Origin of the sequence: Pseudomonas sp. FP198 (genome assembly GCF_030687895.1) — a bacterium.
Taxonomy (GTDB): domain Bacteria; phylum Pseudomonadota; class Gammaproteobacteria; order Pseudomonadales; family Pseudomonadaceae; genus Aquipseudomonas.
In genome coordinates, this window is record NZ_CP117452.1 from 399,825 (window position 1) to 426,281 (window position 26,457).

20 protein-coding genes and 1 pseudogene are annotated in these 26,457 nt (G+C 63.6%); 15 read left to right on the forward strand and 6 right to left on the reverse strand.

Annotated elements, in window-relative coordinates; genetic code table 11:
- Positions 1-85: 85 nt before the first annotated feature.
- The 11 genes from PSH78_RS01955 (at position 86) to madM (ending at position 14,122) form a co-directional block, all read left to right on the forward strand.
- Positions 86-6,007, forward strand: coding sequence for an Hpt domain-containing protein (locus tag PSH78_RS01955; protein WP_305498195.1), 5,922 nt, complete (start codon positions 86-88; stop codon positions 6,005-6,007).
- The gene (locus tag PSH78_RS01960) at positions 6,000-6,473 is read left to right on the forward strand and encodes a chemotaxis protein CheW (protein ID WP_305498197.1); all 474 of its coding nucleotides are present in this window, start codon (positions 6,000-6,002) and stop codon (positions 6,471-6,473) included. Before PSH78_RS01955 ends, PSH78_RS01960 begins: the two co-directional genes overlap by 8 nt.
- Before the next feature lie 396 nt (positions 6,474-6,869).
- The gene (gene mdcA / locus PSH78_RS01965) at positions 6,870-8,540 is read left to right on the forward strand and encodes a malonate decarboxylase subunit alpha (protein ID WP_305498198.1); all 1,671 of its coding nucleotides are present in this window, start codon (positions 6,870-6,872) and stop codon (positions 8,538-8,540) included.
- Entirely contained in the window at positions 8,541-9,416 is an 876-nt protein-coding gene (locus PSH78_RS01970; protein WP_305498199.1) for a triphosphoribosyl-dephospho-CoA synthase, read from the forward strand.
- Positions 9,416-9,715, forward strand: a complete 300-nt coding sequence (locus PSH78_RS01975) for a malonate decarboxylase subunit delta (protein WP_305498200.1) — start codon at positions 9,416-9,418, stop codon at positions 9,713-9,715. Before PSH78_RS01970 ends, PSH78_RS01975 begins: the two co-directional genes overlap by 1 nt.
- Entirely contained in the window at positions 9,708-10,559 is an 852-nt protein-coding gene (locus tag PSH78_RS01980) for a biotin-independent malonate decarboxylase subunit beta (RefSeq protein WP_305498201.1), read from the forward strand. Before PSH78_RS01975 ends, PSH78_RS01980 begins: the two co-directional genes overlap by 8 nt.
- Entirely contained in the window at positions 10,556-11,359 is an 804-nt protein-coding gene (gene mdcE / locus PSH78_RS01985) for a biotin-independent malonate decarboxylase subunit gamma (protein WP_305498202.1), read from the forward strand. Before PSH78_RS01980 ends, mdcE begins: the two co-directional genes overlap by 4 nt.
- Positions 11,353-11,976 (forward strand): malonate decarboxylase holo-ACP synthase, encoded by a 624-nt coding sequence (locus PSH78_RS01990; protein ID WP_305498203.1) that lies wholly within the window; start codon positions 11,353-11,355, stop codon positions 11,974-11,976. The genes mdcE and PSH78_RS01990 overlap by 7 nt, the downstream gene beginning before the upstream one ends.
- Positions 11,973-12,893 (forward strand): malonate decarboxylase subunit epsilon, encoded by a 921-nt coding sequence (gene mdcH / locus PSH78_RS01995; RefSeq protein WP_305498205.1) that lies wholly within the window; start codon positions 11,973-11,975, stop codon positions 12,891-12,893. Before PSH78_RS01990 ends, mdcH begins: the two co-directional genes overlap by 4 nt.
- Before the next feature lie 66 nt (positions 12,894-12,959).
- The gene (gene madL, locus PSH78_RS02000; RefSeq protein ID WP_305498206.1) at positions 12,960-13,352 is read left to right on the forward strand and encodes a malonate transporter subunit MadL; all 393 of its coding nucleotides are present in this window, start codon (positions 12,960-12,962) and stop codon (positions 13,350-13,352) included.
- A 5-nt stretch (positions 13,353-13,357) separates the two neighbouring features.
- Complete coding sequence (madM, locus tag PSH78_RS02005) at positions 13,358-14,122, forward strand: malonate transporter subunit MadM (protein WP_014340652.1); 765 nt, start codon at positions 13,358-13,360, stop codon at positions 14,120-14,122.
- Between the two features lie 112 nt (positions 14,123-14,234).
- On the opposite strand, the gene PSH78_RS02010 is transcribed toward madM, so the two are convergent.
- Positions 14,235-15,149 carry a LysR substrate-binding domain-containing protein gene (locus PSH78_RS02010; protein ID WP_305498207.1) on the reverse strand — a complete coding sequence of 305 codons (915 nt, stop codon included), beginning with the start codon at positions 15,147-15,149 and terminating at the stop codon, positions 14,235-14,237.
- A gap of 272 nt (positions 15,150-15,421) precedes the next feature.
- Here PSH78_RS02010 and PSH78_RS02015 point away from each other — a divergent pair, with 272 nt between their 5' ends.
- The gene (locus tag PSH78_RS02015; RefSeq protein WP_305498208.1) at positions 15,422-16,039 is read left to right on the forward strand and encodes a hemolysin III family protein; all 618 of its coding nucleotides are present in this window, start codon (positions 15,422-15,424) and stop codon (positions 16,037-16,039) included.
- Between the two features lie 42 nt (positions 16,040-16,081).
- On the opposite strand, the gene PSH78_RS02020 is transcribed toward PSH78_RS02015, so the two are convergent.
- On the reverse strand, positions 16,082-16,801 hold the full coding sequence (locus PSH78_RS02020) for a 16S rRNA (uracil(1498)-N(3))-methyltransferase (protein ID WP_305498209.1): 720 nt from the start codon (positions 16,799-16,801) through the stop codon (positions 16,082-16,084).
- Between the two features lie 181 nt (positions 16,802-16,982).
- Complete coding sequence (locus PSH78_RS02025) at positions 16,983-18,389, reverse strand: adenosylmethionine--8-amino-7-oxononanoate transaminase (RefSeq protein WP_305498210.1); 1,407 nt, start codon at positions 18,387-18,389, stop codon at positions 16,983-16,985.
- Positions 18,390-18,611: 222 nt separating this feature from the next.
- On the opposite strand from PSH78_RS02025, the gene PSH78_RS02030 reads away from it, so the two are divergent.
- The 3 genes from PSH78_RS02030 (at position 18,612) to PSH78_RS02040 (ending at position 22,254) form a co-directional block, all read left to right on the forward strand.
- Entirely contained in the window at positions 18,612-20,372 is a 1,761-nt protein-coding gene (locus PSH78_RS02030; protein WP_305498211.1) for a flavin monoamine oxidase family protein, read from the forward strand.
- A gap of 716 nt (positions 20,373-21,088) precedes the next feature.
- The gene (locus tag PSH78_RS02035; RefSeq protein WP_305498213.1) at positions 21,089-21,640 is read left to right on the forward strand and encodes a cytochrome b; all 552 of its coding nucleotides are present in this window, start codon (positions 21,089-21,091) and stop codon (positions 21,638-21,640) included.
- A gap of 32 nt (positions 21,641-21,672) precedes the next feature.
- Positions 21,673-22,254, forward strand: coding sequence for a YceI family protein (locus tag PSH78_RS02040; protein WP_305498214.1), 582 nt, complete (start codon positions 21,673-21,675; stop codon positions 22,252-22,254).
- Between the two features lie 245 nt (positions 22,255-22,499).
- Here PSH78_RS02040 and PSH78_RS02045 read toward each other — a convergent pair whose 3' ends face one another.
- The 3 genes and pseudogenes from PSH78_RS02045 to metF form a co-directional block, all read right to left on the reverse strand.
- Positions 22,500-24,374 (reverse strand): DEAD/DEAH box helicase, encoded by a 1,875-nt coding sequence (locus PSH78_RS02045; protein WP_305498216.1) that lies wholly within the window; start codon positions 24,372-24,374, stop codon positions 22,500-22,502.
- Positions 24,375-24,605: 231 nt separating this feature from the next.
- Positions 24,606-25,417 (reverse strand): annotated as a pseudogene (locus tag PSH78_RS02050) (substrate-binding periplasmic protein); the annotation flags it as partial.
- A gap of 134 nt (positions 25,418-25,551) precedes the next feature.
- Entirely contained in the window at positions 25,552-26,397 is an 846-nt protein-coding gene (gene metF / locus PSH78_RS02055) for a methylenetetrahydrofolate reductase [NAD(P)H] (RefSeq protein WP_305498220.1), read from the reverse strand.
- Between the last annotated feature and the right edge of the window lie 60 nt (positions 26,398-26,457).

The following is a 26,457-nucleotide window of genomic DNA, read 5'->3' on the forward strand; positions in this document are numbered from 1 at the left end:
GCCGCTTCGCAGCCCAGCGGGGATAAATCCCCTCGCCACAAGAGCTGATCAGCTCTGGGGATATGACTGTTGATTTGGAGTGGTTATGGGTGATCGGCACGACTACGTGGCCCTGGAATGGGTCAAGGGCGAGATTGCCGAAACGCTGAAGCAGGCCCACCTGGCCCTCAATCGCCTGGTGGACGACCCCCAGGCGTCGGATGCGCTTGCCCAATGCCTGGCCTGCATTCATCAGGTCCATGGCGGCCTGCAGATGATCGAGTTCTACGGCGCGGCGTTGCTGGCCGAGGAAATGGAGCAACTGTGCAGCGCGCTGCAGGACAACCGCATCGCCCACCGCGAGGAGGCGATCAGCCTGTTGCGCCAGGCCCTGGGCCAGTTGCCGGTCTACCTCGAGCGCGTGCAGGGTGCTCGTCGCGACCTGCCGCTGGCGGTGCTGCCCTTGCTCAACGATCTGCGCAGTGCGCGGGGCGAGAGCCTGTTGTCGGAGACCAGCCTGTTCAGCCCGGAACTGCCCGATATTGCACCGCTGGGCGAAGACGCCTTGAAGCGGCTCGCGCCGGCGGACCTGCCGAGCACGTTGCGCAAATTGCGCCAGACCCTGCAGGTGGCCCTGGTGGGACTGTTGCGCGAGCAGGACGACGCGACTCACCTCGGTTACCTGGCCAAAGTCTTTCAGCGCCTTGAAGCGCTTTGCGCCGCAGCGCCGCTCAATGCGTTGTGGCAAGTCGCTTCGGCGCTGGTCGAAGGCATGCGCGAGGGGCGTATCGCCAACAGCCCGGCGCTGCGCAGCCTGTTCAAGGATGCCGACAAGGAACTCAAGCGCTTGCTGGAGCAAGGCATGCCCGGCATCAACCAAGCGGCCCCGCCACACCTGCTCAAGAGTCTGTTGTTCTATATTGCCAAGGCCGAACATCCCAGCGGGCAGATGCAGATCATGAAAGAACGCTACTCCCTGGACGATGCGCTGCCCGACAGCGCCATGGTCGACGAAGAACGCGCGCGCCTGGCCGGGCCCGACCGCGATGCCATGCGCTCGGTGCTGGCGGCGCTCTGCGAGGAGCTGGTGCGGGTCAAGGAGCGCCTGGACCTGTTCGTGCGCAGCGACCGCCAGCATGCCTCGGAGCTGGACAGCCTGCTGGCGCCCCTGCGGCAGATTGCCGACACCCTGGCGGTGCTGGGTTTCGGCCAGCCGCGCAAGGTCATCATCGATCAACTGGCCGTCGTACTGAGCCTCGCCCAGGGCCAGCGCGAGCCTGATGACGCGACGCTGATGGATGTTGCCGGAGCCCTGCTCTACGTCGAGGCGACCCTGGCCGGAATGGTCGGCACCGTCGAGCCTGAAAGCCGCGAAGACAATCGCCTGCCGACGACCGACCTGACCCAGATCCATCAGATCGTCATCAAGGAAGCCCACACCTGCCTGCAACAGGCCAAGGACATGATCGTCGACTACATCGACGCACACTGGAACAGCGCGCAGCTTGAGCCATTGCCGGCGCTGCTGACCCAGGTCCGCGGGGCGCTGGCGATGATTCCCCTGAGCCGCGCCGCCCGCCTGGTGGAGGCTTGCAACGATTTCATCCGCGAACACCTGCTGCTCGACCCTGCCCAGCCGGGTTGGGAAGCGCTCGATCACCTGGCCGATGTGATTACCGGCCTGGAATATTACCTGGAGCGTTTGAGCGAAGACCCGTTGATGCCCGCCGAGAATCTGCTCGACGGCGTCGAGCGGAGCCTCGGCGCCCTCGGCTACTTTCCCGACGAAGCCCGCGTGCCCTTGCTCGATGACCGGCTGAGCCCGAACGAGGCCCAGGTCATGCAGGATTTGCAGGAACTGGACGACCCACAGACCGTGCAATCCCTCGCTGATGTTCTGGCCAGCCCGGTCTCGGCGGTCAACCCGCCGGCCAAAGGCATGCCCGGCAGCCTGCTGCCGCCGCCCGTGGATGAGCATCCGGTGGACGACGAGCTACGGGAGGTGTTCCTCGAGGAAACCGACGAGGTGCTCGATGTCCTGCGCGAATACCTGCCGCGCTGGGCTGCGCAGCCCGATGACCAAGGCGCGCTCACTGAGCTGCGCCGGGCCTTCCATACCCTCAAGGGCAGCGGCCGGATGGTCCGGGCGCTGGTGTTGGGTGAGTTGGCCTGGGCGGTGGAAAACCTGCTCAACCGCGTGCTGGAGCGCAGCGTCGAGCCGGGCGCTTCGGTTCGGCAATTGCTTGAGGACGCGGTGCGATTGCTGCCGGAACTGGTCGCTGAATTCGCTGCCCAGCGCCAATGCCAGCGCGACGACGTCGACCGTCTGGCCGCTCGCGCCCATGCCCTGGCCAAGGGTGGCGATGAGGAAGATGACGACCAGCAGGACGTGGCCGCTCTCGACCCCTTGCTGCTGAAAATCTTCGACAACGAAGCCCAGGGGCATCTGGCCGCGCTTGATCGATTCCTCGACCAGGCCGCCGAACATCTGCCATTGCAGGCCAGCGACGAGCTGCAAAGGGCCTTGCACACGCTCAAGGGCAGTGCATCGATGGCCGGTGTGCTGCCGATCGCCGAACTGGCCGGGGCGATGGACGAGATGGCCCGGGAATACAAGGCGCACCTGATCGCTTTTGACCTGGATGAAATCGAGCTGCTTCTGGAGGCTGAGGGGTTGCTGCGCCGCGGTCTGCGCCAGTTGCACAACGAGCCGCTGGCAGCGATCCCCGGCGCCGCGGACCTGATCCAGCGAACCCAGGCACTGTCCGTCGAACGCCTGCAAACGGCTCTCAACACGCCCGACCAGGGCGTGCGAACCAAGCGCGACCCGCAATTGATCAACAATTTTCTCGCCCAGGGCATGGATATCCTGCTGGACGCGGAGAACCTGCTGCGGCGCTGGCAGCAACACCCCGGCGAGGGCCAGGAACTGAGCGCGCTGCTTGATGAGCTGACCACCCTTGGCGAAGGCGCGCATCTGGCCGACCTGCACCCGGTGGACGAGCTCTGCGAAGCCTTGCTGGACCTCTATGGCGCCGTCGAGGAAAGCAGCCTGGCGGTCAGCGACAGGTTTTTCCATGAGGCGCAGCTTGCTCACGAAGCGTTGATCGACATGCTCGACGAATTGGCTGCCGGCCAGCACGTGCGTGCGCAACCTGCCCGGGTGCAGGCCCTGCGCAGCCTGCTCCAGGAAGGTCTCGACCCGACAGCCACGGGACTGATCCGCAGTGACGGCAGCCGTACGTTGAGCATCCGCGAACTGGGTCATGCGACGGCTGAGATGGAGCGCAGTTCGCCGGCGGCTGTTTCGGTGGATGACGATATCGCCGCGATCTTTCTCGAAGAGGCCCAGGATATTCTCGAAAGCGCCGCACAGGCCCTGCGGCGCTGGCTCGCCGACCCGGAGAACGGCGCGCCGCTGTCCTCGCTGCAACGTGACTTGCACACCCTCAAGGGCGGCGCGCGCATGGCGGATGTGCGGCCGGTGAGCGACCTGGCCGGGGAGCTTGAAACCCTATACGAAGGCCTGGTGGATCGCCGCTACAGTTACAGCGAGGAGCTGGCGCAACTGCTTAACAGCAGTCATGAACGCCTCGATCTGTTGCTCGGGCAACTGCAGCAAGGCCAACCGCTGGGCGATCCCGTGGCGTTGATCGACGCCATTCATCGTTTCCGCCAGGACAAGCCGAACGCCATCGAGGTGGCGGGGCATCGGCAAAATGACACGGCGGGCCATGATCCGGAGTTGCTGGAAATCTTTCTCGAGGAAGGTTTCGATATCCTCGACAGTTCCGGGGCGGCGTTGCAACGCTGGCAGGAAGAGCCGTCGAACCGTCAGGCGGTGGAAACCCTGCTGCGCGATCTGCACACCCTCAAGGGCGGCGCGCGGATGGTGGAGATCGGGCCCATTGGCGACCTTGCCCACGAACTGGAGAACCTTTACGAAGGGCTGTCGGCGGGCCTGTTACAACCGAGCCCGGCGCTTTTTGCCTTGCTGCAAGGCAGCCAGGACCGACTGGCCCACATGCTCGACGCCGTCCGTGCCGGGCAGCCGTGCCCGCCGGCCGACCGGTTGATCGCGCAGATCCAGGCGGTCAATCATCCGCAGGACAGCGAGGCGCCCCAGGTCGCTACGCCGGTCGAGCCGGTGCTGGCCCAGGTCGCGCCGCCGATGCGAGCCGAGCCCGCCGCGCCGGGCGATGGCGCGGACATGGTCAAGGTCTCCGCCGAACTGCTCGACGATCTGGTCAACCTGGCCGGGGAAACGTCGATTTTCCGTGGGCGCATCGAGCAACAGGTCAACGACGCGCGCATTGCCCTGAACGAGATGGAAACCACCATCGAGCGCATGCGCGATCAACTGCGCCGCCTGGATACCGAAACCCAGGGGCGGATTCTCAGCCGCCAGCAGGTGGACGCCGAACGACTGGGCTACGAAGAATTCGACCCGCTGGAAATGGATCGCCATTCCCAGCTGCAGCAACTGTCCCGGGCGTTGTTCGAGTCTGCCTCGGACCTGCTTGACCTCAAGGAAACGCTAGACCGCAGCAACCACGACGCCGAAAACCTGCTGCAACAGCAGGGGCGCATCAACACCGAGCTCCAGGAAGGCCTGATGCGTACGCGCATGGTGCCGTTCGAGCGCATGCTGCCGCGCCTCAAGCGCATCGTCCGGCAGGTGGCGCAGGAGCTGGGCAAGGACGTCGAGTTCGTGGTCGACAATGCCGAAGGCGAGATGGACCGCAACGTGCTCGAACGCATGGCGGCGCCTCTGGAACATATGCTGCGCAATGCCGTCGATCATGGCCTGGAGCCTGCCGATGTGCGCATCGCAGCCGGCAAACCGGCGCGGGGACGCATCAGCCTGGATCTGTCCCGCGAAGGCGGCGACATCATTTTCGACATCCGTGACGACGGCGCCGGGGTGCCATTGGACGCGGTGCGGCGCAAGGCGATAAAGCGTGGGCTGCTGGCGCCCGACAGCGATATCAGCGACCGCGACGTGCTGCAATTCATCCTGCAGCCAGGTTTTTCCACGGCGGAAAAAATCACCCAGATTTCCGGGCGCGGCGTCGGCATGGACGTGGTCCACGAAGAAGTGCGACAACTGGGCGGCAGCATGGTCATCGATTCGACGCCGGGCAAGGGCGTGCATTTTCGTATCCGGCTGCCATTCACCGTGGCGGTCAACCGGGCCCTGATGGTGCAGTGTCACGACGATCAATACGCCATCCCGCTCAACACCATAGAGAGCATCGTCCGGGTACTGCCCGCCGAACTGGATGGCTACTATCAGCTCGATCCGCCGACCTACACCTACGCCGGGCAACGTTATGAGTTGTGCTACCTGGGCGAGCTGCTGAAAACCGGCGCCCGCCCGAAATTGCTCGGCCAGAGCCAGCCATTACCGGTGCTGCTGGTGCAATGCAACGAACGACACGTCGCCGTGCAGGTGGACGCCACCGCCGGCACCCGGGAAATCGTGGTCAAGAGCCTCGGCCCGCAATTCTCGGCGGTCCGGGGCTTGTCCGGGGCAACGATCCTGGGGGACGGCCGGGTGGTGTTGATTCTCGACCTGCTCGCGCCGATCCGCGCCTTGCCCAACCAGGCGGCGCGCCGTCCGGCCGTGGTGCAAGGCGAGGGCGAGCAGCAGCGGCCTTTGCTGGTGCTCGTGGTGGACGATTCGGTAACAGTGCGCAAGGTCACCAGTCGCCTGCTGGAACGCCACGGCATGCATGTGCTCACCGCCAAGGACGGGGTGGACGCGATGGCATTGCTGGCCGAACATTCGCCGGACCTGATGCTGCTGGACATCGAGATGCCCCGCATGGATGGTTTCGAAGTGGCGACGCAAGTGCGCAACGACCCGCGCCTGGCTCATCTGCCGATCATCATGATCACCTCCCGCACCGGCCAGAAACACCGCGACCGCGCCATGGCCATCGGCGTCAACGACTACCTGGGCAAGCCGTACCAGGAGTCGGTGCTGCTCGACAGCATCGCCCACTGGAGCAAGACCCATGCATGAGCACCGCACCAGCCATCTCACTGGTTTGCTGCTGCCCCTGGCCGACCGGCACCTGATCCTGCCGAACGTGGCCGTGGCCGAATTGATCGACTATCAGAGCAGCGCGTTCGATCTGGACACCCCCCCGTGGTTCCTAGGCTGGGTGAGCTGGCGTGAACGGCAGATCCCGCTGCTGAGCTTCGAATCAGCCTGCGGCCAGAAGACCGTGATCGGCGAGCGCGCCCGCATCGTCGTGCTCAACGCCCTGGGCGGCCGCCCGGAACTGCGCTTCATCGCACTGCTGGTCCAGGGCATCCCGCGCTCCTGCAAGCTCGACACCCAATTGAGCTACGTCGACGTGCCGCTGTGCGGATTGGAGCAGGCGGCCGTGCAAGTGGGCGAGCATGTGGCGAAAGTGCCGGATCTGCTGGCGTTGGAAGAGCTGGTGGTTGCGGCGGGGTTGGTAAGAGTTGAGTCAGCCACCTGACTAATGTAGGAGCGAGCCTGCTCGCGATAGCGGTGGGTCAGGCAACATCAATGTTGACTGTTGCGCAGCCATCGCGAGCAAGCTCGCTCCCACAGGGGGACATGGTGAGCATTGAAGTTCAGGCATGCCACTAACCCGGCGTCGCCTCTGCCAGCGAGGATCAGACGTCGACGCTAGACCCTGTGGGAGTGAGCCTGCTCGCGATAGCGGTGGGTCAGGCAACATCAATGTTGACTGTTGCGCAGCCATCGCGAGCAAGCTCGCTCCCACAAGGGCTCGCATCAATCCGGGGCTAACCATTACGCCAACCGTAACGATCCGCCGCTGAGCTTGATTGATGCCCGCGTCACAACGCTTCTAAGGTGACCTCCACGACAGCGAACCCGTGGAGTGGTCATGACAACAACAATATCCCCCGACTCGCGATGGACGCGGCGGCGCAGCGAAAAGCAGCGGCGCCTGGCGTTGGTAAAAGGGCTTGCCGACGGTGTGGTGCTGCCCACCGACAAGATCGTCGCGGCGCTGGAGGCGTTGATCCTGCCTGGCGACCGTGTGGTGCTGGAGGGCAATAACCAGAAGCAGGCGGATTTCCTGTCCCGTTCCCTGGCGAAGACCGATCCGGGCAAGCTGCATGACTTGCACATGATCATGCCCAGCGTCGGCCGGTCCGAGCACCTGGACCTGTTCGAACGCGGCATCGCCCGCAAGCTGGATTTCTCCTTCGCCGGCACGCAGAGCCTGCGCATCAGCCAATTGCTGGAAGACGGCCTGCTGGAAATCGGCGCGATCCACACCTACATCGAGCTCTACGCCCGGCTGGTGGTCGACCTGATTCCCAACGTGGTGCTTTCGGCCGGTTTCATGGCCGACCGCGCCGGCAATATCTACACCGGTCCCAGCACCGAAGACACCCCGGCGCTGATCGAACCGGCGGCGTTCAGCGACGGCATCGTCATCGTCCAGGTCAATCAGTTGGTGGACGACGTCAGCGACCTGCCCCGCGTAGACATTCCAGCATCCTGGGTCGACTTCGTGGTGGTGGCCGACAAGCCGTTCTACATCGAGCCGCTGTTCACTCGCGACCCGCGCCACATCAAGCCTGTGCATGTCTTGATGGCGATGATGGCGATTCGCGGGATCTACGAAAAACACAACGTCCAGTCGCTCAACCACGGCATCGGTTTCAACACCGCCGCTATCGAATTGATCCTGCCGACCTACGGCGAATCACTCGGCCTGAAAGGCAAGATCTGCCGCAACTGGACGCTCAATCCGCACCCGACGCTGATCCCCGCCATCGAAAGCGGCTGGGTCGAGAGCGTGCATTGCTTCGGCACCGAATTGGGCATGGAAAACTACATCGCCGCCCGGCCTGATGTGTTTTTTACCGGGCACGACGGTTCGCTGCGTTCCAATCGAATGGTTTGCCAACTGGCCGGGCAATACGCGGTGGACCTGTTCATCGGCGCCACGTTGCAGGTGGACGGCGACGGTCATTCCTCCACCGTGACCCGTGGCCGACTGGCCGGTTTCGGCGGTGCGCCGAACATGGGCCACGACCCGCGCGGTCGCCGCCACGGCACGCCGGCCTGGCTCGACATGCGTCATGGCGACGGCGAGGCGCCGCTGCTCGAACGCGGCAAGAAACTGGTGGTGCAAATGGTCGAGACGTTCCAGGAGGGCGGCAAACCGACCTTCGTCGACACCCTCGACGCGGTGGACGTGGCGAAGAAAGCCGGCATGCCCCTGGCGCCGATCATGATCTACGGCGACGACGTCACCCATTTGCTGACCGAAGAAGGCATCGCCTATCTGTACAAGGCCCGCTCCCTGGAAGAACGCCAGGCGATGATCGCGGCCGTGGCCGGGGTCACCGCCATCGGCCTGCGTCACGACCCGAAAGACACCGCGCGCATGCGTCGCGAAGGGCTGATCGCCTTGCCCGAAGACCTCGGTATCCGTCGCACCGACGCCACCCGCGAATTGCTCGCGGCCAAGAGTGTGGCCGATCTGGTGGAATGGTCCGGTGGCCTCTACAACCCACCCGCCAAGTTCAGGAGTTGGTAAATGCGCGCCCTGAATCTGCAACCGAAAACCTTATCCCTGGCTGAACGTCTGGCCGACCTCGCGGTGGACGCGTTGATCGACGAGGCTGACCTGTCGCCCAAGCCCGCGCTGGTGGACCGCCGGGGCAACGGCGCCCACACCGATCTGCACCTGGGCCTGATGCACGCTTCGGCGTTGTCGCTGTGGCCGGCGTTCAAGGAAATGGCCGAGGCCGCGCTCGAGTGCGGCGAGATCGGCTTGCCGCTGCGTGAAGTCGTGGGGCGCATCGGCCGGGAAGGTGAAGCCGCGATGCTCGTCACCACTGGCGGTGTGAATACTCACCGGGGCGCGATCTGGGCCTTGGGCCTGTTGGTCGCCGCAGCGGCGCTGGAACCTGAATCCAATGGCGCTGGCGCCGTCACGTTGCGTGCCGCCCGCCTGGCCTTGCTCAACGATCGTCATGCGCCTCAACCCTTGAGCCATGGCGCCCAAGTGGCCCAGCGCTACGGCGCACGCGGTGCCCGCGAGGAAGCGCAACTGGCATTTCCGGCGGTGACAACCCTGGGCCTGCCGCAACTCAAGCGCAGCCGCGCGGCGGGCGTCGGCGAACAGAACGCCCGCCTCGACGCCTTGCTGGCGATCATGACCCGCCTGGCCGACACCTGCGTGCTCTATCGCGCCGGCGAAGCGGGGCTCCAAGCCATGCAACAGGGCGCCAGAGCGGTGCTCGACGCCGGCGGCAGTGCGAGCCTGGGCGGTCGCCGCCAGTTGCATTCGCTGGACCAACAACTGATTGCCTTGAACGCCTCGCCCGGCGGCGCCGCCGACCTGCTCGCCGCCTGCCTGTTCCTCGACCGTATCGAGCGCGGTGATGGCCTCTTTCCAGGAGTGTGCTGATGCAAACCTTATCCTTTGAATTCACCGCCGGGCAGCCGCCACGGGGCCGGGCACTGGTCGGCTGCGTCGGCTCGGGCGATCTCGAAGTGCTGATCGAACCCGGGCTGGCGGGCAAGCTGACCATCCAGGTGCAGACCTCGGTCAATGGCAGCGAGCAACGCTGGCAGCACTTGTTCGCGCGCATGTTCGACGGCCAGACGCCTCCCGCGATGGCCATTGAAATCCACGATTTCGGCGCCACCCCCGGCGTGGTGCGTTTGCGCCTGGAACAAGGCTTCGAGGAGATCGGCCATGACTGACAGCGCAGCGTTGCTCAACAAGCACAGTTTCGTCGAGCTCGGTGCCCGGCAACGGGCCAGGGCCTTGCTCGATGACGGTACGTTCCGCGAACTGCTCGACCCGTTCCAGCGGATCATGTCGCCGTGGCTACTGCGCCAGGGTGTGGTCCCGCAAAGCGACGATGGGGTGGTGATCGCCAAGGGCGAGCTCGACGGTTTGCCGGTGGTCATCGCCGCCATTGAAGGCGCGTTCCAGGGCGGCAGCCTCGGTGAAGTCGGCGGGGCAAAGATCGCCGGTGCCCTCGAGCTGGCGGCCGAGGACAATCGCAAAGGCATCCCGACCCGGGCCGTGCTGCTGCTGGAGACCGGCGGCGTGCGGTTGCAGGAAGCCAACCTCGGGCTGGCGGCGATTGCCGAGATCCATTCGGCGATTATCGACCTGCGCCAATACCAGCCGGTGGTCGGCGTGGTCGCTGGCAGCGTCGGCTGTTTTGGCGGCATGTCCATCGCTGCCGGGCTGTGCAGTTATCTGCTGGTGACGCAGGAAGCGCGGCTGGGGCTGAACGGCCCGCAGGTGATCGAGCAGGAAGCCGGCATCGATGAGTACGACTCCCGCGACCGTCCGTTCATCTGGAGCCTGACCGGTGGCGAACAACGTTTCGCGACCGGGCTGGTGGACCGCTACGTCGCCGATGACGTGGCGCAGATTCGTCGTCAGGTCAGCGAACTGTTGCATCTGGGTGTGCCCACTGAACACCGCAGTGGCCAAGCCAGATTGTTCCTCCAGCGCCTGTCGCGCCTGGACACTGAGGTGCAAATCGAACCGGCAGCGGTTCGCCAGTTGTATCAGGGAGAACGTCCATGAATACGTATTCTTTGAGGGGCCTGCGCTGGTTCGAGGCCTTGAGCGGTGGCGTCAAACCGTTGGAAGGCTTGCCCGCTTCGCTGAAAGTGGCCGATGTCCAACTCGGCGAACACACTGCGCGTCTGTTGGCTGTCGTGGCCGATCCCGCCAACCGTTTCCCTCGGGCGCGCAATGGCGAAGTCGGTTTGCTCGAAGGCTGGGGCCTGGCCAAAGCCGTGGACGACGCCATCGCGGCCGATCGCAACGCGGCCAGCAAACGTGCGCTCATCGCCATTGTCGATGTGCCGAGCCAGGCCTACGGTCGGCGGGAAGAAGCGCTGGGCATTCATCAGGCATTGGCCGGCGCGGCGGACAGTTATGCCCGCGCCCGACTGGCCGGGCATCCGGTGATCGGCTTGCTGGTGGGCAAGGCGATGTCCGGTGCGTTCCTCGCCCACGGCTACCAGGCCAACCGGTTGATCGCCTTGCGCGACCCGGGCGTGATGGTCCATGCGATGGGCAAGGCTTCGGCAGCGCGGGTCACCCTGCGCAGCGTCGAGGAACTCGAAGCCCTGGCCGCCAGCGTGCCGCCGATGGCCTACGACATTGACAGCTTCGCCAGCCTGGGACTGCTCTGGGAGACCTTGTCGGTAGAACAGATCGAGCAGCCGACGGCGGCGGATCTGGCGCGGGTTAGCGACTGTTTGCTCCAGGCGATCAATGACGTGGCGGGCACGCCTCGGGATCTCAGCGGTCGCCTGGGCGCTGTTCACCGGGCAGCGTCCAGCCACGTCCGGCAATTGTTGAGGGCGCAATGGTGAGCATGCTCCTGGCCCATGACCTGCTCTGGGGGATGACTGCCTTGCAGTTGCCTGCGGATGCGCCGGGCTGGGCTGTCGAGTCGCTCGACCTTGGGCAACCGGTCGTGGTGCGCCGCGCGCGGTCCTCGCCTGGACACATCGCCGTGGGCGTACGTGGCCGATCCCGGGAGCAGCGTTACGCCACATCGATGCCGCTGGCGGCGATCCAGCGCCGGGTGCGCCCGGAGGACCTCTGCCATGTTCAATCCCCGCGCGACCTGCCGGCCTTGCACGCGCTGGCCGAGTTGCGCCCGTTGCTTGACGCCAGTGGCTGGGCCTGGGGCGTCAGTGGTAGTGCCGGGTTTGAGCTTGCTACCGGCATCGAGGCGCTGCATGAACACAGCGACCTGGACTTGATACTGAGGACGCCGCACCGCCTGGATCGCCTTCAGGCCAGGAACCTGCTGGCGCAGCTGGACGCCTCGGTCTGCGCCGTGGACATGCAGTTGCAGACGCCCTGCGGCGCCGTCGCCCTGCGCGAGTGGGCGGGTTCGTCGCGTCGGGTCTTGCTCAAGGATGATATCCAGGCACGATTGGTCAGCGATCCATGGCAGCCATCGTGGGAGCAGGTCGCGTGAGCAGCCTCCTGGTTTTCCCCGGCCAGGGTGCACAGCGCGTGGGCATGCTCCATGGCTTGGCGCCGCAGATTCTGGACGAGGCGAGTGACGTGCTCGGGGAGGATGTCTTGCAGCTCGACACTGCCCAGGCGCTGCGGTCGACTCGCGCCGTGCAGCTGTGCCTGTTGATCGCCGGTGTGGCCGCTTCCCGTCGATTGCTGGAACAGGCCCCTGCGCCGGATTACGTAGCGGGGCTTTCCATCGGCGCGTACCCGGCGGCGGTCGTGGCCGGGGCGCTGGGGTTCGGGGACGCGTTGCGACTGGTCAGCCTGCGCGGTGAACTGATGCAGCAGGCGTATCCGCATGGCTACGGCATGACCGCAATCATCGGCCTGGACCTCGCGGCCGTGGAAACCTTGCTCGCCCAGGTGCACAGCGCAACAACACCGGTGTACCTGGCCAACATCAACGCCGATAACCAGGTGGTTATCGCCGGCAGTGATGAAGCCATGGGCTGCGTCGCCGAACGGGCTCGCAGCCAGGGTGCCGGCAAGGCCTGCCGGTTGGCGGTCAGCGTACCGTCCCACTGCCCGTTGCTGGAGGCTCCGGCGCGGACGTTGGCCCAGGCCTTTGCCGAAGTACCCTTGAAAACTCCGGCGCTGGGCTATCTCAGCGGCAGTCGCGCCCGACCGGTGATAAAGGCCGACGCGCTGCGCGACGACCTGGCCTTCAACATGTGCCGCGTCGTCGACTGGCGCGGCACGGTGCAAAGCGCCTACGAGCGTGGCGTGCGCCTGCAGATCGAGTTGCCGCCCGGCGCGGTGTTGACCGGGCTGGCGCGCCGGGTATTCGAGCAGGGCACCGTCATGGCCTATGACGGCGCGCGACTCGACACCCTGCAAGCGCTGTTGCAAGAGGAGGGAAGCCGCCGACCCTAGACACCGACTCAAGCTGGCGAAGCACAAAAACAACAACTTCGACGATGCACTTTGAGGACTACAACAATGATTATCTATGGTGTGGCGTTTCTGGCTTTTTGTACCCTGGTGGGCATTTTCATCGGTGAGCTGCTGGGCAAACTGATTGGCGTACCGGCCAACGTCGGTGGCGTCGGCATTGCAATGCTGTTGCTGATCGGCCTGGGCAGCTACTTGAACAAGCGCGGCTTGTTCAAGGGCAAATCCGAAGCTGGCGTGGAGTTCTGGAGCGCCATCTACATTCCGATCGTGGTGGCGATGGCGGCCCAGCAAAACGTCTATGGCGCACTGAAAGGCGGGCCGATGGCGATCCTGGCCGGGACCCTGGCGGTGGTGGTTGCCTTTGCGTTGGTGCCGGTGCTGGTACGCATCGGCAACAAGGACCCGCAGGCCGATGTTTCCGTCAAGACGGTCGGGTGATTGCCATGTACGAATCCATGATGAAAGTCATCACCGGCTACGGTCTGATCAGCGGATTTGCCATTGTCGGCATCACCATGTGGGTGTCCTACTGGATCAGCAATACCTTCACCAAAGGCCGCCTGCATGGTTCGGCCATCGCGATCCTGCTGGGGTTGGTGCTCTCCTACATCGGCGGTGCAATGACCGGGGGGCAAAAAGGTGTGGTGGACATTCCACTGCTTTCCGGGATTGGTTTGCTGGGCGGCGCCATGCTGCGGGATTTCGCGATTGTCGCCACGGCGTTCGGCGTGAGTGTCGAGGAGCTCAAGCGCGCCGGTTTCGTTGGGGTGCTGGCGTTGTTCGTCGGAGTCGGCACCTCGTTCATTGCCGGCGTCGGCGTGGCGATGGCCTTCGGTTATACCGATGTGGTGAGCCTGACCACGATCGGTGCCGGAGCGGTCACCTATATCGTCGGGCCAGTGACCGGGGCGGCCATCGGGGCCAGTTCCGAGGTAATGGCGTTGTCGATTGCGGCCGGGTTGATCAAGGCGATCCTGGTCATGGTGGCGACGCCGTTCGTGGCGCCGCTCATCGGCCTCAACAATCCTCGTAGCGCGGTGATCTTTGGTGGGCTGATGGGCACCTCCAGCGGCGTCGCCGGCGGCCTCGCGGCGACCGATCCCAAGCTCGTTCCGTATGGTTGCCTGACGGCGGCGTTCTATACCGCGCTTGGCTGCTTGCTCGGGCCTTCGCTGTTGTTCCTGATCATGCGGGGACTGATGGGGTAGGGCTTCGGCTTTTCGCTCACCGCGCTGGCGCCTTCGCGAGCAGGCTCGCTCCCACATTGATTGGATTTACCCGTGTGGGAGCGAGCCTGCTCGCGAAAGGCGCGACTCGGTTTCAGGCCTGGCGATTGGCATACATCCGGCATTCCGCCAACAACGCCAGCAGGTTCGGGTCGCGCTCCTTGGCCTTGAGGAACACCACGCCGATGTGCTGCTGCAACCGGTACTTTTCCTGCAACGGGATCAGTTTCACCCGGTTCTCATACACCGCCGCGATCCGGCCGGGGAGCAGGGCATAACCCACCCCGGAGCTGACCATGCTCAGCAGGGTGAAGATGTCGTTGACCTGCATCGCCACCTTCGGCTCGAACCCCGCCTGCCTGAACACCCGGATACCGTCCTGGTGCGTGGCGAAGCCTTGGGTCAGGGTGATGAAGGTCTCGTCGCGAACTTCAGCCAGGTCGACCTCGCTGCGTTGGGCGAAGGGCGAGTCGGCGGGCGTGGCGAGGAAAATATCATCGGAGAACAGCGCGATCTGCTCGCAGTCCGGGTCGTTGACACTGTCATCCAGCGACACCAGGATCGCATCGACTTCCATGTTCTTGAGTTTGTACAACAGGTCGATGTTGGAGCCCATGATCAGGTCGATGTTGAGCTCGCTGCGCCGGATCTTCAGGCCCATGATCAGTTGCGGCACGGTCTTGACGGTCAGTGAATACAAAGATCCCAGCTTGAATCGCTCGGCGGAAAAGCCGGCCGCCTCGCGGGTCAGGCGTACGCTTTCGACCACGTCCTGAATCAGCTTCTGCGCGCGCTCCTCCAGCACATAGGCGCTTTCCAGCGGCGTGAGATTGCGGCCTTCGTGCTTGAACAACGGACAGCGCAACGCGCTCTCCAGCGAGTGAATGGCCCGATGCACGCTGACATTGCTGGTCTGCAACTCGACCGCCGCCCGCGCCAGGTTGCCGGTGCGCATGAACGCCAGGAACACCTCGAGTTTCTTCAGGGTCAATTCTTCGTCGATGAGCATGGGGCGGACTCTTGTTCGTATGGGCTGATTGTGCCCGAACCTGCCTTTGTGGCGAGGGGATTTATCCCCGTTGGGCTGCACGGCAGCCCCAAATCCTGTCACCTCGACGTGTCAGGCTGATCGCATTCAGGCCTATTGGGGCCGCTTCGCGGCCCAGCGGGGATAAATCCCCTCGCCACGGGTTTTGTGTTTTGCGTGGGTACAAAACATTGCACTTTAAAGCGCCAGGCCTGAGCCTTGGCGCCAAATTCGTAATAGGGGGGTGGGTCTGGATGTATCACGGGGAGCGACTCAACGCCTGGACGCACCTGGTGGGCGCGGTCGCGGCGTTTATCGGTGCGGTGTGGCTGCTGGTGATTGCCGGGATGGCCGGCGATCCGTGGAAGATTGTCAGCGTGGCGATCTACGGGTTCACCTTGCTGGTGCTCTACAGCGCCTCGACGGTTTATCACAGCGTGCGCGGGCGCAAGAAAGAGATCATGCAGAAGGTCGACCACTTTTCGATCTATCTGCTGATTGCCGGCAGCTACACGCCGTTCTGCCTGGTAACGCTGCGCGGGCCGTGGGGCTGGACGTTGTTCGGAATCGTCTGGGGGCTGGCGGTGATCGGTATCCTGCAGGAAATCAAGCCGCGTTCCGAAGCGCGGATCCTCTCGATCGTCATCTATGCGGTGATGGGCTGGATCGTTCTGGTGGCGGTCAAGCCACTGCTGGCGGCGCTGGGCAGCGCCGGGTTTGCCTGGCTGGCCTCGGGAGGCGTGCTGTATACCGTCGGCATCATCTTCTTCGCGCTCGACCATCGCCTGCGCCATGCCCATGGCATCTGGCATCTGTTCGTTATTGCCGGCAGCCTTTTGCATTTCGTGGCGATTCTGTTTTATGTGCTTTAGCGCGATGGGGCTCCCACAGGTGATCTTCAGTGTCGCGGAGCCTTAGAAATCTCCCCACAACTGCTGCGCCACCGCCAGCGCCACCACCGGCGCGGTTTCGGTACGCAGCACGCGGGGACCGAGGCGGGCGGCGTGGTAGCCGGCGGTCCTGGCCTGTTCGACTTCAGCATCCGACAACCCGCCCTCGGGGCCGATCAGGAACGCCAGGGTCGACGGCCTGGCATGACTGACCAGCGGTTCGGCGACCGGGTGCAGGACCAGTTTCAGCTCGGCGTCGGTCTGTTTCAACCAGTCGGCCAGCAGCAGCGGAGGGTGGATTACCGGCACGCTGGAGCGCCCGCATTGCTCGCAAGCGCTGATCGCCACCTGGCGCCAGTGCAGCAGACGCTTGTCGGCCCGTTCGTCCTTGAGGCGCACTTCACAGCGCTCGGTGAAAATCGGTGTGATCTCGCTGACGCCCAGTTCCGTGGCTTTCTGGATCGCCCAATCCATGCGCTCGCCCCGGGACAGACCCTGGCCGAGATGAATGCGCAAGGGCGATTCGGCCTGTCCGGAAAATTGCTCGTCGAGCTGCACGCGCACGCGCTTTTTGCCGACCTCGGCCAGGGTTCCGCGAAACTCCTGGCCGGAGCCGTCGAATACTTGCACCGCATCGCCCTCGGCCATGCGCAACACCCGGCCGATGTAGTGGGCCTGGGCTTCGGGCAGCTCGTGATCGCCGAGGCTCAGGGGGGTGTCGATGAAGAAGCGGGAGAGTCTCATGTTTGGTCTCTACACAATCGGATTGCGCATTGCTGCGTGGTCGGGTGCTTTGTGGTGAGCAAGCCTTTGTGGCGAGGGAGCTTGCTCCCGCTGGGCTGCGAAGCGGCCCTGTTCTTGCGATTGCTGCGCAATCGAGCGGGAGCAAGCTCCCTCGCCACGGAGAAATTCGTTCACAGACGTGTCAGCCAGGATCGCGATACCCCGGGTGGAAATCCTTCGGCACCGCCACGCTGACCTTGTCCCGGGTGGCGATATCGATCCCTTCGCTGGCAACTTCCGCGAGAAAATCGATCTGCTCCGGCGTGATGACATACGGCGGCAGGAAATACACCACGCTGCCCAGCGGCCGCAGCAATGCGCCGCGTTCCAACGCGTGCTGGAACACCGTCAGGCCGCGCCGCTCTTGCCATGGGTACGCGGTTTTGCTCGCCTTGTCCTTGACCATCTCGATAGCCAGGACCATGCCGGTCTGACGCACTTCGGCCACGTGCGGGTGATCAACCAGGTGGGCGGTGGCGCTGGCCATGCGCTGGGCCAGGACCTTGTTGGTTTCGATGACGTTGTCGTCTTCGAAGATGTCCAGGGTCGCCAGCGCCGCCGCGCAAGCCAGCGGATTGCCCGTGTAGCTGTGGGAATGCAGGAAGGCGCGCAGGGTCGGGTAGTCGTCGTAGAACGCGCTGTAGACCTCATCGGTGGTCACGCACGCCGCCAGCGGCAGGTAGCCGCCGGTCAGGGCCTTGGACAGGCAAAGGAAGTCTGGCGTGATACCGGCCTGTTCGCAGGCAAACATCGTCCCGGTGCGGCCGAAGCCGACCGCGATTTCGTCGTGGATCAGGTGCACGCCATAGCGGTCGCAGGCTTCACGCAACAGCTTCAGGTACACCGGGTGATACATGCGCATGCCGCCGGCGCCCTGGATCAGCGGTTCGACGATCACCGCCGCCACCGAGTCGTGGTGCTCGGCCAGGGTTTGCTCCATGGCCGCGAACATGTTTCGCGAATGTTCTTCCCAGCCCATGCCCTCAGGGCGGTGATAACAGTCGGGACTCGGCACTTTGATGGTGTCCAGCAACAACGCCTTGTAGGTTTCGGTGAACAGCGGTACATCGCCCACCGACATCGCCGCGATGGTTTCGCCGTGGTAGCTGTTGCTCAGGGTAACGAAGCGTTTCTTGTCGGTCTGGCCGCGATTGATCCAGTAATGAAAGCTCATCTTCATCGCCACTTCGATGCAGGACGAGCCGTTATCGGCATAGAAGCACCGGGTCAGGCCTTCGGGCGTCATCTTCACCAGGCGTTCGGACAACTCGATCACCGGCTGGTGGCTGAAACCGGCGAGAATCACATGCTCAAGCTGATCGACCTGATCCTTGATGCGCTGGTTGATGCGCGGGTTGGCGTGGCCGAACACATTGACCCACCAGGAACTCACCGCATCGAGGTAGCGCTTGCCTTCGAAGTCCTCCAGCCACACGCCTTCGCCGCGCTTGATAGGAATCAGCGGCAGCTGTTCGTGATCTTTCATCTGGGTGCAGGGGTGCCACAACACGGCAAGATCGCGCTGCATCCACTGGTTATTCAGGCCCATGTACAGTCTCCTCGAGGCGGCTCGCGGCGGGCGCGGGCAAAACAATCGCGCAAGCCTATGCAATGGCGGGCCGGGGAACAACCCATTGTGTCGTACCCGCCCGTTTCAGTGAGGTGATAGACGTCGCTGGCGGCGTTTTGATGGCTGACGTATTCTTCGCCGTTCCCGGAGCCGACTGGCTCGAAAAACCGAAAATTCTTACGTAATTCCGGAGTTCGCTGAATGTCTGCTGGTTGGCTGCGCGCCTGTGCGCTGGTGATGATAGGGCTGTTCAGCGTTTCGGCGCTGGCCAAGGACAAACAACCGACGGCCATCGTCATCGGCGGTGGGCTGGCCGGACTCACGGCAGCCTACGAGTTGCAGAACAAGGGCTGGGCCGTGACCCTGCTGGAAGCCAAACCGAGCCTGGGCGGCCGTTCGGGCATGGCCACCAGCGAGTGGATCGGTAACGATAAGGTCCAGCCGGTACTGAACAAGTACGTTTCGACCTTCAAGCTGAGCACCACGCCGGCGCCGGAATTCGTGCGCACCCCCAGCTACCTGATCGACGGCACTTATTTTACTGCCACCGACCTGGCGACCAAGCAGCCGGCGACCGCCGAAGCGCTCAAGCGCTACGAAACCACCCTGGATGATCTGGCCCGTTCCATCGACGACCCACTGAACCCGACGGCTACCAGTACGTTACACGCGCTCGACCAGATCACCGTGTCCAACTGGTTGGACCGTTTGCAATTGCCGGCCACCGCCCGACAGTTGGTCAACCAGGAAATCCGCACGCGCTATGACGAGCCGTCGCGCCTGTCGTTGCTGTATTTCGCCCAGCAGAACCGCGTCTATCGCGGCGTGTCCGACCGTGACCTGCGCGCCTCGCGCCTGCTCGGTGGCAGCCCGGTATTGGCCCAGGCGTTCGTCAAGCAACTGAAAACCATCAAGACGAGCTCGCCGGTGTCGGCCATTTCCCAGGACAAGGACGGCGTCACCGTCAAGGTCGGCAGCGTCGGTTACCAGGCCGACTATGTTGTACTGGCCGTGCCCTTGCGGGCGCTGAACAAGATCCAGCTGACCCCGGCCCTGGATGCCCAGCACCTGGGTGCGATCAAAGGCACCAACTACGGCTGGCGTGACCAGATCATGCTCAAGTTCAAGAACCCGGTCTGGGACAGCAAGGCACGCATGTCGGGCGAGATCTACAGCAACGCCGGCCTGGGCATGATGTGGATCGAGCCAGCCATGAAGGGTGGCGCCAACGTTGTTATCAACCTGTCGGGCGACAACGCACGGGTGATGCAGGCCTTCGGCGACAAGCAGATGGTCGACCAGGTGTTGATCCGTCTCCACGCGTTTTATCCACAGGCGCGCGGTGCATTCACCGGTTATGAGATCCGCCGCTACAGCACCGACCCTTCCATGGGCGGCGCGTACCTGGCGTTTGGTCCGGGCCAGATCAGCAAGTACTGGCGCCTGTGGGAAAAACCATTGCAGCGCGTAGCCTTTGCCGGCGAACACACCGACGCGCTGTACCCAGGCACCCTGGAAGGCGCACTGCGCAGCGGCCAGCGCGCCGCCAGCCAGGTTGAAGACCTGGCGGCGGGCAAGTCGTTCGAACCAGCAAAAGTCGCCCCGGCCGCAGCAGCTGCCGCCGGAGCGGTGGCGGCGAAGAAAGGCAATTTCTTCAGCAACCTGTTCGGCGGCTCGGATGACGACAAGAAGCCGGAGCCGGCCAAGGCTCCCGAGCCGGTAGCGCCGCCTCCAGCGCCGGCACCGGCCCCCGTCCCAGCCCCTGCGCCGGTGGAACCACCCGCGCCGGCGCCGGCGAAGACCGAGCCAGCCAAGAAAGCCACGGCCAAGCCAGCGGCGAAGAAGCCGGCGGCCAAGACCCCGGCTAAAAAGGCCCCGGTCAAGGCGCCAGTGAAAAAGGCTGAGCCAGTGAAGAAACCCGCCGCCAAGCCGGCGGCAACTACTGAGACGAAGGCTCAGTAACGTCAGGTTGAAAGACCGCTGCCGTTCACTTAAGGCAATCAATAAACCCGTGGCGAGGGAGCTTGCTCCCGCTGGGCCGCGAAGCGGCCCCAGTCCTGCCGAATGCGGAGCATCAGGCACACCGCACCCGCCGGTTTACGACTGCTTCGCAGCCGAGCGGGAGCAAGCTCCCTCGCCACGGGTCGATCATTACGCCGACGTCCTACAGGGCTAGACGATATATCGGAAACTTCCCACCCTTTAACCGGAAGCAGGCGATATAGCGCACCAAGCCAAAAGTCTAGGCTCCTCGAAAAACAGGAGCGCGTATGAAAATACTAATGGCAATGGTCGTATCGGTTTCGCTGTACGGGTGTGTGTATGGTGAATGTCGGGATCCCCTGATGATTCCGATGATTCCAGAACGGGACCCTCAGTTGGCGTACAAATGCACCTTCGATCCATACGACCCCAAATGCTCAGTGAACTAATAATCACAGGCTTTGGCTCATAAAAACCGGGGTTCTGGTGGGAGCCAGCCTGCTCGCGATGAGGCCTTCCGGCCAAGCTGATGGCCTGCTCCCCCCGCATCACGCAGCGCATCCGCTTTAATCTTTCCTTAACGCACCCGTCCCAGACTGATGATCGTATTTCTCGATATTTCAAAGCGAAATTTTCCGCTTTAATTCGATAGATAACTCGCTAGTCTTGGTCACAGTTTTTACAGGATATGAGCAATGCAGCTACGCAACTCTTCTTCTCGCTATGGCTGGGTCAGCATCGTTTCGCACTGGGCCGTTGCCTTGGCGGTGTATGGGCTGTTCGCGCTGGGCCTGTGGATGGTCGGGCTGGATTATTACAGCACCTGGCGCAAAGACGCGCCGGACATCCACAAGAGCATCGGCCTGGTGCTGCTGGCGGTGATGGTGCTGCGAGTGATCTGGCGTTTCGTCAGCCCGCCGCCACCGACCCTGGAGACCTATGGCCGCCTTACACGCGTCGGCGCCAGGATTGGTCATAGTGCACTGTATCTCGGGCTGTTCGCCGTGATGATCGCCGGTTACCTGATTTCCACCGCAGACGGTGTCGGGATCTCGGTGTTTGGTTTGTTTGAAGTACCCGCGCTGGTGTCCGGACTGCCCGATCAGGCAGACGTCGCCGGCCAGATCCACTTCTACCTGGCATGGGCGCTGGTAATTTTTTCCGGCCTCCATGCGTTGGCAGCATTGAAGCACCACTTTATCGACCGTGACGCGACCCTCAAGCGCATGCTGGGGCGCCAAGCCTGATGTTCAACCTCGACTCCAAAGGAATAGAAAGCATGTTGAAAAAGACGCTCGCCGCCCTGGCAATCGGTTCTGCCCTGCTGTCCGCCGGCCAGGCCATGGCCGCAGACTACGTGGTCGACAAGGAAGGCCAGCACGCCTTCGTCGACTTCAAGATCAGCCACCTGGGCTACAGCTACATCACAGGTACCTTCAAGGATATCGACGGCAAGTTCAGCTTCGACGCCGCCAAGCCTGAAGCCAGCAAGATCGAATTCAACGTCAATACCGCCAGCGTGTTCACCAACCACGCCGAGCGTGACAAGCACATCGCCAGCGCTGACTTCCTGAACGCCAGCAAATTCGGCAAGGCCACTTTCGTGTCCACCAGTGTCAAGTCGACCGGCGCAAACACCGCCGATGTGACCGGTGACCTGACCCTGCTGGGCGTGACCAAGCCGGTCGTGGTCAAGGCGACTTTCCTGGGCGAAGGTAAGGATCCATGGGGTGGCTACCGTGCCGGCTTCGAAGGCACTACCACCATCAAGCGTTCCGACTTCGGCAAGCAGAAAGACCTGGGTCCGAAATCCGACGTGGTCGAGCTGTACGTGACGTTTGAAGGTGTTCAGGCGAAGTAATTTTCGCGCCTGACAAAAAAACGCCCCTGGTCTTGCGGCCAGGGGCGTTTTTTATTGTGCGGATTTTGGCGACACAGATAACCCTGTAGGAGCGAGCTTGCTCGCGATGGCGTCAGTTCTGCCACATTGATGGTGACTGAGCCGCCGCTATCGCGAGCAAGCTCGCTCCCACATTTGGAATGGTGTGGGTCAAAAAAATGCCCCGGCTCGCAAGAACCGGGGCATTTTTCATGGCTTGGGAAAACTCAGCGATTGCGTGTCAGCAGCGCGGGTTTTTCGCCACGCGGGCGGCTTGGCAATTGGTCCAACTGCTCAGGCGTCGGGAAACGATCGACTTTCGATTCCTTGTGCATGATTTTCGGCTGGTTGCCACGCGGATTCTGCACGGCAGGTTCCTGACGAGGCTGCTCATCAGCACGGGCCGGGCGGCGTGGACGGGACTCTTCGCGGCGGGCCTGGCCGTCACGGGGGGCGCCATTACGCGGACCGCTGCGCTTGCCTGGCGGAGTGCCGGTGGACGAGCCGTTGCTGTTGCGCGGTCCGTTCTGGCGACCCTGTGGCTGGCCACTGCGGGGGGCGCCGGCGCCTGCGCCTGGTGCCGGGGCGCCCGGACGGCGACCGCGACCCTGGGCCGGCTTCTGCTGTGGCACGTAGTCGACGCGGTTACCGAAGTTATCCACATCGTCATCCAGGAACTCGTCCGGGGCGCGGTCGGCCGCTGCGGCGCGTGGGGCCGGGCGTTGCTGCTCCCGGGCCGGAGTGCCTTCGCGGGGCTTCTGCTCGCGGGCTGGGCGTTCGCCGCGACCGTTGCTGTTGCTGGCCGATTTTTCCTTGCCCTTGTCTTTGCCTTTGTCCTTACGACCGCCGCCACCGCCGCCGCCATTCGGACCGTCGCCGCGCGGGCCACGAGGATTGCGCGGGTTGCGCACATCCGGACGCTCGCGCACTTCGGGCTTTTCGGCCTCGATGGTGCTGGCATCAAAGCCCATCAGGTCGCCGTCAGGGATTTTCTGCTTGGTCATGCGCTCGATGCTTTTGAGCAACTTATCTTCATCCGGCGCGACCAGGGAAATAGCCTCGCCCGAACGACCGGCCCGGCCGGTACGACCGATACGGTGGACGTAATCTTCATCGACGTTCGGCAGCTCGAAGTTGACCACGTGAGGCAACTGGTCGATATCGAGGCCACGGGCGGCGATGTCGGTGGCTACCAGGATCCGCACCTCGCCGGCCTTGAAGTCAGCCAGGGCCTTGGTGCGGGCGTTCTGGCTCTTGTTGCCGTGGATCGCCACAGCCGGCAGGCCGTGCTTGTCCAGGTATTCGGCCAGGCGGTTGGCGCCGTGCTTGGTGCGGGTGAAGATCAGGACCTGTTCCCAGGCTCCCATGGTGATCAGGTGAGCCAGCAGGGCGCGCTTGTGGCTGGCCGGCAGGCGGAACACGCGTTGTTCGATGCGCTCGACCGTGGTGTTCGGCGGCGTGACTTCGATGCGTTCCGGGTTGTGCAGCAGCTTGCCGGCAAGGTCAGTGATGTCCTTGGAGAACGTCGCCGAGAACAGCAGGTTCTGACGCTTGGCCGGCAAACGGGCCAGCACTTTCTTCACGTCATGGACAAAACCCATGTCGAGCATGCGGTCGGCTTCGTCCAGCACGAGGATTTCCACGTGGGACAAGTCGACGCTGCCCTGGCCGGCCAGGTCCAGCAGGCGGCCGGGGCAGGCCACCAGGACATCGACGCCACGGGCCATGGCCTGGACCTGCGGGTTCATGCCGACGCCGCCGAAGATGCAGGCGCTGACGAACTTCAGGTCACGCGCGTAGACCTTGAAGCTCTCGTGGACCTGGGCCGCCAGTTCGCGGGTTGGGGTCAGGACCAGCACGCGGGGTTGGCGCGGGCCGTGACGCTGGGATTTGTCCGGGTGACCGTTGGGGAACAGCCGCTCCAGGATCGGAAGGGCGAAACCGCCGGTTTTACCAGTACCTGTCTGTGCGGCGACCATCAGGTCGCGACCTTGCAACACGGCGGGGATGGCCCGCTGTTGCACCGGGGTAGGCTGGGTGTAGCCGGCGGCTTCGATGGCGCCGACTAAAGCCTCGGAGAGACCGAGGGAAGCAAAGGACATGAGTAATCCTGTTTTTAGTGAGGGCCTGGCCCAATGGGATAGTCTTGCCTGGCGCAAATGACGGTCATTGGAAGACGTCATCCCGTCCGGTCCTGCCGGGTCTGGAAGACGGGTCCGGACAGGGCTCGCGCGGGCTGGAAGCTGCGCTGTAGCGGTGTCGGGATGCCTTTTGCAAGACCGGGCGTCCGGGCGTGAGCCTGGCGGGAAGGCCCGAGTATAACAGAGCAATCGCCGCGCGCCGCTTTCCTGCTGCTCAACGGTGTATTTCAGTGGGGTACCGGGTCTTGCGGTGCCGCCTTGCCGGCCGGGTCGGCACCATAGCGGGCGCTCAACTCGGCATAGGCCGGTTCGCGCTTGAAGCGCTTGAGTTCAGCGCCGAAGCGCTGCACCAGCAAATCCATGCCGGCGCTGCGCCGTACCGCCAGGTATTGGCTTTGACGGCTCACGACCGTGGGATTTTCGCTGATCTGGTCACCCAGTTGCAGCGCCTTGAGCACGTGCCGGCCCACTCGGCGGTCGGTGATGAGCAGGTCGATCCGGCCCAACTGCAACTTGCCGAAATTGGCTTCGTGGGTAGGCGCGGTTTCCCGCTTGAACCGGGTCGACTCCCTAAACGCCTGGCTGTACAGATAACCCGGAGACGTGCCGACTGTCAGTCCGTCGAGCTCATCGAGCGTGCGAAACGGATGGGGCCGGGCGTTGGCGTAGAACATCACGAACTCGACGTCCGACAGCGGTTCGCTCGGGTAGAGCAGCAGGGAGTCGCGCTCCTCGCTGCGAAAGATATCCAGTGCCCCGTCTGCCAACCCCTGTTCCAGCATCGCCAGGCAGCGCTTCCATGGCAGGAACTGCCATTCGACATCAACGCCCAGGCGCTTGAACACTATGGCGGTGGTTTCATAGTCCAGGCCCAGGGCCTTGCCGTTCTCCTCATAGACGTAGGGCGCCCAGGGCTCAGTGACGATGCGCAGCTTTTCGGCCCGGGCGCAAACGCTCAGGCACAGGAGTAACAGGGCGGTCAGGAGTTGGGCAAAGACGGGCATTGCCTGAGGTTACGATGAGAGCTCATCAAATAGCTAGAGCGCTCTGGCTCGCGGGTTGGTTGCCCTTTGCCTGCAAGGCGCATGAAAAAGGCCCGGGTTTCCACCAAGGCCTTTGCGTACCGGCACCCCAGTGCCTAGCGCGGCAGCTTGAGGTTGTTCCACACCGCGAGGCTCGGCTCGGCCTGGTTCAACGTGTAGAAGTGCAGGCCCGGCGCGCCACCTTGCAACAGTCGCTCGCACATTTGCGTGATGACCTCTTCGCCGAAGCGCTGGATGCTGGCCGTGTCGTCGCCGTAGGCTTCCAGTTGCTTGCGGATCCAGCGCGGGATTTCCGCGCCGCAAGCGTCGGAAAAACGCGCCAGTTTGCTGTAGTTGGTGATCGGCATGATGCCCGGCACCACCGGAATATCGACACCCAACTTGCGCACACGCTCGACGAAGTAGAAGTAGCTGTCGGCGTTGAAGAAATACTGGGTAATCGCGCTGTTGGCGCCGGCGTTGGCCTTGCGCACGAAATTGCTCAGGTCGTCTTCGAAATTGCGTGCTTGCGGATGCATTTCCGGATACGCGGCGATTTCAATATGAAAGTGCTCGCCGGTCTCCTGGCGGATGAACTCGACGAGCTCGTTGGCGTGCCGCAGTTCACCGCTGGCCATGCCCATGCCCGAGGGCAGGTCGCCGCGCAGGGCGACGATACGCTTGATGCCGGCGGCCTTGTACTGGGTCAGCAGGCTGCGCAGGTCATCCTTGCTATCGCCCACGCAGGACAGGTGCGGAGCGGCCGGGACTTTGACTTCGCTTTCAAGCTGCAGCACGGTATTCATCGTGCGGTCACGGGTCGAACCGCCGGCGCCGTAGGTGCAGGAGAAAAAATCAGGGTTGTAGCCTGCCAGCTGGCGGGCAGTGGCAATCAGTTTTTCATGCCCAGCATCGGTCTTCGTCGGGAAGAACTCGAAGCTGTAGCGACGTTCTTGGGACATGGTCATATCCTTGGAAACTCGTAGGCCGGTGAGGCGCTCGGGCTCTTTGTGGGAGCGAGC